A 7850-nucleotide genomic window follows, 5' to 3' on the forward strand; every position below is an offset into this window, starting at 1 on the left:
GGGTGCTGGCACTACCTCTGCTCTCGCCCCAACGCCCCTGCGCTCCCCCACCGTTGACGGGTTGCCTGGGACCATGACGAACTCGACCGACACGGTCCTCCTGCGGGCCGTGACCAAGCAGTACGGCACCGGCGACCGCGCCGTCACCGCACTGGACGACGTGACCGTCGCCTTTCCGCGCGGCAGCTTCACTGCGGTGATGGGCCCCTCCGGCTCCGGAAAGTCGACGCTGCTGCACTGCGCGGCCGGCCTGGACCGGGTCTCCGACGGCACCGTGGTGATCGACGGCACCGAACTCGGCGGCCTGGACGAGACCCGGCTGACCCTGCTGCGCCGCGAGCGCCTCGGCTTCGTCTTCCAGTCCTTCAACCTGGTCTCCGCGCTGACCGCCGAACAGAACGTGGCCCTGCCCCTGCGGCTGGCCGGGCGCCGCCCGGACCGGGCCGAACTCGCCACGGCACTCGCCGAGGTGGGGCTCGGCCACCGCGGCGGGCACCGGCCGAGCGAATTGTCCGGCGGCGAGCAGCAGCGCGTCGCGATCGCCCGGGCGCTGATCACCCGGCCCGCCGTGCTGTTCGCCGACGAGCCGACCGGCGCCCTGGACACCCGTACCTCGCGCGAGGTCCTCACCCTGCTGCGCGGCATCGTCGACCGCCACCGGCAGACCGTGATCATGGTGACCCACGACCCGACCGCCGCCGGCTACGCCGACCGCGTCCTGCTGCTCGCCGACGGACGGATCGTGGAAGAGTTGCACGGCCGCAGCGAGGCCGCGGTCATCGCCGGCCGGATGGCCGCCCTGGAGGCCCCGGCATGCTGAGCCTCGCCGCCGTCCGCGCCCGCTGGACGTCCCTCCTCGGCACCTTCGTCGCGCTCGGCCTGGGCGTGACGGTCCTGGCCATGACCGCCCTGGTGCTCACCTCGGCCGAACCGGAGGTGCCCCGACGCTACGCGGGCACCCGGGTCGTGGTGCAGAGCCCCGCCGTCGACCAGTCCGACGGCACCTTCACCCCGGGCCGGCCCTGGTCGCGGGAACACACCCGGGAGCTGCTGCACGCCCTGGCCGCCGTCCCGGGCGTGGCCCAGGCCGTGCCGGACCGCGCCTTCTACGCCCAGCCGGTGATCGACGGAAGGCCGGTGGGCGCCCCGGGCCCGGAACCGCGCGGCCGCAACTGGTCCGGCACCGCGTTCGGGCCCGAGCGGCTCGTCGCGGGCGGCCCGCCGGCCGACGAGCACCAGGTGGTGCTGGACGCCTCGCTGGGCCTGGCACCCGGCTCGCCGGTCACCCTGCTCACCGCCGCCGGCCCGGCCCGCTACACCGTGTCCGGCCTCGTGTCAGGGACTGTCCCCGGCGCCGCCCCCGGGACCGTCGACCCGCCGTCCCTCTACCTGTCCGACCGCGCCGCCGAGGCGCTCGCCCCCGGGGTCCGGGTGATCGGCCTGGTCACCGCGCCGGGCGCCGACGTCCCGGCCGTCGCCGCGGCCGCGGCCTCCGCCGTGGGCGGCGACGGGACGGTGCTGCACGGCGCCGCGCTCACCGCTCTGGAGGACAGGAGCGCCGAGAAGACCCGCTGGATCGGCCTGCAGATCCTGACCGCGACGGCCGGGCTGACCGCGTTCGTCTCCGTCTTCGTGGTCGCCTCCACCTTCGCCTTCGCGATCGTCCAGCGGCGGCGCGAGTTCGGCCTGCTGCGCACCATCGGCGCCACCCCCCGTCAGATCGCGCGCACGGTGTACGCCGAGTCGCTCGGGGTGGGCGTCGCGGCCGGCGGCGCGGGCGTACTGCTCGGCGCGCTGCTGGCGCCCGCGCTGGGCGCGCTGATGGTCGAGGGCGGCCTGGAGCCGGCGGGATTCACCGTACGGTTCCGGGCGCTGCCGCTGCTCGGCTCCTTCGCGCTGGGCCTGGTGGTCGCGCTGCTCGGGGTCTGGTCGGCCTCCCGCCGGGCGGCCCGGACGGCCCCGCTGGAGGCGCTGCGCGAGGCCGCCGTCGAGCACCGGCCGATGACCCGCGGCCGGTGGATCGCCGGCGGGATCTCCACCGCCCTCGGGCTCGGGCTGGTGGTGGTCGCGGCCGGAAGCGAGTCCGACAGCATGATCAACAACGCCCTGTACGCGGCCATGGCGCTGATCGTCGGGCTCATGCTGTTCGCACCCGCCGTCCTCCCGCCGATCGTCCGCGCGGTCTGCCGGCCGCTGGCCGGGCTGCGCGGCGCCACCGCCGCGGTGGCCCGGGAGAGTGCGGTGACCGCCGTCCGGCGCACCGCCTCGACCGCCGCTCCGGTGCTGGTGACGGTGGGTTTCGCGGTGCTGATCGCCGGACTGTTCCAGCTGCGGGCCGGCGGCTACGCGCTGGAGGAGACCGTCCGGCAGCAGGCCACCTCGGTGGTCACCCCGCAGGGCACACCCGGGCTCTCCGACGCCGCCGTGGCCGCCGTACCGGGCGGTGCCTCGCTGCTGCCCACCCGGCTCTACGCCGGCGGCACCGACCACGTCGGCGCGGTGGGGATGAGCGAGGCCGCGTTCCGCGGGGCCCGCGCCCGGATGACCGTCACCTCCGGCTCCCTGGACGGCCTGACCGGCGAGAACACCATGGTGGTCAAGGCCGGCACGGCCGCCTGGCTGGGCTGGACCACCGGCCACCGCGTCCCGGTCACCTTCGAGGACGGCAGTACCGTGGACGTCACGGTCGTCGCCGAGATCACCGACGGCTCCGCCACCGCGAGCGTGCTGCTGACCACCCGCACCGTCCGGGCGCACGACCCCTCGGCGCTCACCTCGGTCGTCCACACCGCCGGCGCCACCTCGTCGGCCGTCCTCGCCCCGCTCGGCGCCCGGGCGCTGAGCAGCGCCGAGTACGCCTCCCGCACCACCTCCGAGGACGACGCCCTGGTCCGGATCTTCCTGGTCGTCCTGATCGGCACGTCGCTCGGCTGCAGCAGCCTGGCCGTCGCCAACACCCTGCTGATGGCCACCGCCCAGCGGGCCGGGGACTTCACGGTGCTGCGGCTGTCCGGCGCGACCCGCCGTCAGGTGCTGCGGATCGTGGCCGCCGAGTCGACCCTGGTGGTCGGGATCGGTGCCGCGCTCGGCCTGCTGATCGCGGTGGTCACCCTGGCGGGCGTCCGCTCCGGCCTCTCCGCCCGGCTCGGCACCCGGGTCGACCTCGCCCTGCCCTGGTCGACCATGGCCCTCACCACCGGCCTCTGCCTGCTCCTGGCCCTGCTCGCCGGCGTGCTGCCGGCCCGGGCGGCACTGCGCCGGCCCGGTGCCCGACCGGCCGACTGACGACCCACCACGCGGATCGGCTGCTCCCGGTCGTCCGTTCCGCCCAGCGGTTCGACCGGCAGCAGGACCGGATCGTCCTGCTCGGCGTCCCACCGGTCGTAGGTCGGATCCAGGAGGACCATCACCGGGACCAGCCACGACAGCCGTCAGCGGAACAGGACCGGCGGCCGGTCCGGTCGGCCCGTCCCGCCCCGCGGGTTCGGGATCAACGCTCGGGCCGGGCCCGGTCCCCCTGCTCGGCCAGCGCCTTGATGCCTTCGAGGGTGGCCGTCATGCCGGTGCGCAGCTCGTTCAGCCGGAAGTCGACGATCTTCTCCTCCAGTTCCGGCTTGGCGTCGATGACCAGGCTGGCGCCACTGCGGCCCGGGCCGATCACCACCGACTGGCGCAGCCGGGTGCCGTCGCCCTCGGGGGTCAGCTCGAAGCGCCACCGGGCCAGTGCCCCGCCGAGGTCGGACACCGGCTCGCCGTAGCGGCCGTCCGCGTCCATCACCCCCCAGGCGAAGACCCGGCGGCCGTCGGGCCCGGCCGGTCCCGTTCCGCCGGCCGGCCCGGTCAGCTCCGTCACCTCGGAGACCGTCCGCCAGTCGGGCATGCCCGCGCGGGTGTTGTGCCCCTCGAAGCGGGCGCCCGGCGCGGGGCCGTCCGCTCCGTCCAGCCAGGCGACGCGGTGGAGTTCCGGACTGAGCCGGGCGGGCAGGCCGATGTCCGTCACCAGCTCCCACACCCGCTCCACCGGCGCCCCGACGAACACCTCGCACCGCGTACCCGGACCATCGGCGTACCGCATGCCCGTTCCCCCTCCCGTCGTACGTCACCGCTCCCGCACGTTTACGTGCGCATCGACATGAACGGCAACCTGAACATCGATGTGCACACCGGCGCGCACATCGCCTTGCACGGATGCGGGTCGACACCCGCCCGTGCCCCCGCCACGGCGTCCGGAACGCCGGCGAGGACAACGGGCGGGTTGCCGCCCTGGGCCCTGGACCGATGATCGATCCCCTGGAACATCCAAGTCAATCCGCCGATTTACTGGGGTACCCCCAAGCGATACCTTGGGTCCCCGTGACCATCGACGACCTCCGCGTCTTCGCCGCGGTCTGCCGGGCCGGCTCGCTCAGCGCCGTCGCCCGCGACCTGAACCGCACCCAGTCCGCCGTCAGCCAGCACGTGAAGCGGCTCGAACGGGAGGTCGGCCTCGCCCTGATCGAGCGCCACCCGCGCGGGGTCGTCCCCACCAGGGCGGGGAGCCTGCTGCGCACGGCGGTCGCCACCGGGCTCGGAAGCATCGACCACGCGCTGCACCGGATCGCCGAACTCGCCCGCGGCGAGGGCGGATCCGTACGGATCACCACCGGGGCCACCAGCATCCGGCACTTCATGTCCGCGGCCGTGGTGGACTTCCGGCGGCGCTTTCCCCAGGTCAGCCTGGAGTTCCAGACGGAGGTCTCCAGTCGCAGCTGCCTGGAGTCGCTCAACGCCGGCCGGGTCGACCTCGCCTGGATCACCCTCGGCGCCCCGGCCCGGGGCATCGACCAGCGGCCGGTGGTCGACCTGCCCTGGGTGCTCGCGGTCGCGGCGGGCGACCCGCTCGCCGGCCGGGCCCGGATCTCGCCCGCCGACCTCCAGGACGCCCGGCTGATCGGGCTGCCGCAGAACTCCGTCTCCCGCTCCCAGGTCGAGGCCTGGCTCGGCAAGTCGGGCGTCCGGCCGGTCTTCGACACCAGCGTCGCGGACTGGGACACCGCGATCCTGCTCGCCGAACTCGGCCTCGGCCACGCCGTCGTCCCCGCGCTCCCGCAGTGGCAGGGCCCCGGCCACCCCGGCCTGCGGCTGCTCCCGCTGCGCGACCTGCCCGCCCTCACCGCCGGCTGGGCCGTCCGGGACTGGGAGAACCTCGGCCCGCTCGCCCGCGCCTTCGCGGACACCGTCGCCGCCCACTGCGGTCGCGAAACCCCGCCGGCCGTCGTAGCGGGGAGGGACTGACCCGGCGACCGGCCGCCGCTACCCCTCGTCCTGCCGGGCGGTCCGGTCCCCTGCCGACAGGACGCCTCCGACCGGCATCCACACCCTGTCCCGGGAGGTCGCCGTCCGCAGCGGGGCGAAGTCTTCCGGCAGGACGTCCAGCAGGCTGCGCACGCGGTCCCCGCCCCGCACGGCGAGCGCCGCCTCGCAGCGCAACTGCCTCGGCAGCTCCGGGCGGTGGGTCAGCCCGTGCCACAGCGCCGGCCGCAGCCAGTGCCGTCCCTGCGGATCGGCATGGGCCCGCACCCACGCCCGACCCAACCGCTGGGCGAGGCCGAGCCCTTCCGCCCGTTCCTGCAGTCTCAGGAGCGTAGGTGTGTCGATCACCTTGACCTCGCCGGGGAGGTCCTCGTACCGGTCCATGGCTCCATGATGCCCGGTGCCGCCGTGCGGGGCGCCGTGCGAGTGCCGCACGAAACTCCGTGGCCGTAGAAGCTCAGCGACCGTAGAAGCCCAGTGGCCGCAGCGGCTCAGCGGCCGTAGAAGGAGTGGCCGCGCCCGATCTCCGCGAAACCCCGGCGGCCGTACCACGCGCGCGGCCAGCCCACCGCGTCCGCGAGCAGGAACAGCCGGGGGATGCCGGCTTCGGCCGCCAGCGCCAGGCCGGTCGCCAGCAGGGTGTCGCCGTGCCCCGCGCCGCGATGCCGCGAGCCGGTCACCAGGTCCTCCAACTGGGCGAGCCGGGCGGACGGTTCGAGGTAGAGGTCGCTCCAGGCCGCGACCTCGCCGGTCGGTGTCCGCACGGCCAGGAAGTGCACCCGCCCGGCGCCGCGCAGCCGGGCGGCGCGGCGGTCGGTGAGCTGCCGGGCGAGCTCCTCGTCCTCGATCCACTCCCGCTGCTGACGCAGTACCGCGTCCCGTACTTCGTCCAACTCCACGGGTTTCGCGGCCGGTTCGGGATGCGTGCAGCCGTCCGTCGAGCAGGTCAGGATCACCTCGCCCTGCCGCTCCCACCCCGCTGCCGCCAGCACCGGGGCTGCTCGCCCGCCCGACTCCTGGTCCAGCACGGTGACGCGGTACCGGTCGCGCGGCCCCAGCCACCGGGCGGCCAGCCCGGGCAGCGCCGCCGGGTCGGTTCCCGGCCCCTCGACGATCAGTTGATTGTGTTCCTCGGAGCGGTCGTACTCGGCGCTCCGGACGGCGAACACACCGGGAAACTCCGGCAGTTCGAGGACCTCCTGCGCCTGGCGGCGGGCGAAGGCGGCACGGAAGGCGGTCACGCGGGCGCGAATATCCGACATTCCGTCATGATCGGCCCTCGACCGCCACCGGACAACGGATTTCCCGCACCCGCCTCAGGAGGCCGCACCGGAGGACGAGCGGTCCAGGAAGCGCCGGATGCCGTCCCGGACGCCGTCGGTCGACACGGTCGCCGCGAAGGCCGCCGCCTCCACCGCGAGCCCCTCGTCGATCGGCAGGTTGATGCCCCGGGTCACAGCCCGCAGGCAGGCGGCCACGGCGGTCGGCGCGTGCCGGACGATCCGCTCGGCCAAGTGCCGTGCCGTTTCCATCAGTTCTTCGGCCGGGACGACCGAGTTGACCAGGCCGATCTCGGCGGCGCGGGCGGCCGGGATCGGGTCGCCGGTGAGGATCAGCTCCAGGCCGCGCTTGCGGCCGACGTGCCGCGGCAGCCGCTGCGATCCGCCGAAGGGCGGCGGGAAGCCGAGCGAGATCTCGGGCTTGGCGAAGCTCGCGTGCGCGGCCGCGACGGCCAGCGGGGCCGCCTCGGTGATCTCGCAACCACCGCCGTGGGCCAGGCCGTTGACGGCCACGATGACCGGCTTGGGAAACTCCTCGATCCGCCGGGTGAGGGTGTGCCCGCGCCGGACGAACTCGCGCAGCGCCCGCTCGGGCCCGCCCGCGACGCTGGCCGCCAGGGACGGGATGTCGGCCCCCGCGCTGAACGCCCGCTCGCCGGCGCCGGTGAGGATCACGGCGCGGACGGTGTCGTCGGCGTCGATCCGGTCGAGTTCGGCGAGCAGCGTGTCGATCGTCGGGTAGTCGAGGGCGTTGAGCTTCTTCTCCCGGTCGATGGTGAGGGTGACGACGTGCCGGTCCCGCTCGCTGCGGATGGTCATGGGCGCGTGCTCCGTTCCTGGCCTCGCTGCTGGATGTGACGAGGCTAGGAACACCCGACCAGGACAATCCACTTATTGTCCTGGATACACTCGGGCCCACGCCCGTGCGCACCCGGGCACGCCCGTGCCTCCACTCCCGGGAACGGCAGGTGACCCGTGCGACCGCCCTCCTACAAGGCCATCGTCGACGAGTACGCGACCGCCATCCGCTCCGGCGCGCTCCCGGCCGGCGCACGGTTGCCGACCCACCGCGCCCTCGCCCGCGAACGGCGGATCGCCCTCGCCACCGCCACCCGGGTCTACGCCGAACTGGCCGCCGCCGGACTGGTGGTGGGCGAGCAGGGCCGCGGCACCTTCGTCCGGCTGCGCGCCGGCTACGACGGCCTCGAACCCTCCCGCGCCCTCCCGGTGCCCCGGGTGGCCGACCTCTCCTTCAACCAGCCGCTCACCCCCGGGCAG

Annotated in this window: 8 protein-coding genes; 4 read left to right on the plus strand and 4 right to left on the minus strand. The window is 74.9% G+C overall.

Annotated features, from left to right (window positions below; genetic code table 11):
* Nucleotides 1-73: 73 nt before the first annotated feature.
* Nucleotides 74-820: an ABC transporter ATP-binding protein gene (locus ACIQOV_RS17300; RefSeq protein ID WP_401049341.1), complete on the plus strand. Its 747-nt coding sequence runs from the start codon at nt 74-76 to the stop codon at nt 818-820.
* On the plus strand, nt 814-3285 hold the full coding sequence (locus ACIQOV_RS17305) for an FtsX-like permease family protein (RefSeq protein ID WP_401049343.1): 2472 nt from the start codon (nt 814-816) through the stop codon (nt 3283-3285). The genes ACIQOV_RS17300 and ACIQOV_RS17305 overlap by 7 nt, the downstream gene beginning before the upstream one ends.
* A 205-nt stretch (nt 3286-3490) precedes the next feature.
* Here the strand turns inward: ACIQOV_RS17305 and ACIQOV_RS17310 are convergent, their stop codons facing one another.
* Nucleotides 3491-4075, minus strand: a complete 585-nt coding sequence (locus ACIQOV_RS17310; RefSeq protein WP_380540621.1) for an SRPBCC family protein — start codon at nt 4073-4075, stop codon at nt 3491-3493.
* A gap of 278 nt (nt 4076-4353) precedes the next feature.
* Between ACIQOV_RS17310 and ACIQOV_RS17315 the strand changes: the two genes are divergently transcribed.
* The gene (locus ACIQOV_RS17315; protein ID WP_401049345.1) at nt 4354-5274 is read left to right on the plus strand and encodes a LysR substrate-binding domain-containing protein; all 921 of its coding nucleotides are present in this window, start codon (nt 4354-4356) and stop codon (nt 5272-5274) included.
* Between the two features lie 18 nt (nt 5275-5292).
* On the opposite strand, the gene ACIQOV_RS17320 is transcribed toward ACIQOV_RS17315, so the two are convergent.
* The 3 genes from ACIQOV_RS17320 to ACIQOV_RS17330 all read right to left on the minus strand — a co-directional run bounded on the left by ACIQOV_RS17320 (nt 5293) and on the right by ACIQOV_RS17330 (nt 7391).
* A complete protein-coding gene (locus ACIQOV_RS17320; protein ID WP_401049347.1) occupies nt 5293-5676 on the minus strand; it encodes a hypothetical protein in 384 nt (127 codons plus the stop codon).
* Between the two features lie 107 nt (nt 5677-5783).
* The gene (locus ACIQOV_RS17325; protein ID WP_401049348.1) at nt 5784-6533 is read right to left on the minus strand and encodes a GNAT family N-acetyltransferase; all 750 of its coding nucleotides are present in this window, start codon (nt 6531-6533) and stop codon (nt 5784-5786) included.
* Between the two features lie 75 nt (nt 6534-6608).
* The gene (locus ACIQOV_RS17330) at nt 6609-7391 is read right to left on the minus strand and encodes a crotonase/enoyl-CoA hydratase family protein (protein ID WP_401049350.1); all 783 of its coding nucleotides are present in this window, start codon (nt 7389-7391) and stop codon (nt 6609-6611) included.
* Between the two features lie 156 nt (nt 7392-7547).
* Here ACIQOV_RS17330 and ACIQOV_RS17335 point away from each other — a divergent pair.
* Nucleotides 7548-7850: GntR family transcriptional regulator (locus ACIQOV_RS17335; RefSeq protein WP_401049352.1), on the plus strand; the 303-nt coding region annotated here is incomplete at its 3' end.

It is taken from the genome of Kitasatospora sp. NPDC091257, from assembly GCF_044757675.1.
In the GTDB taxonomy this organism is placed as follows: Bacteria; Actinomycetota; Actinomycetes; order Streptomycetales; family Streptomycetaceae; genus Kitasatospora; species Kitasatospora lactacystinica.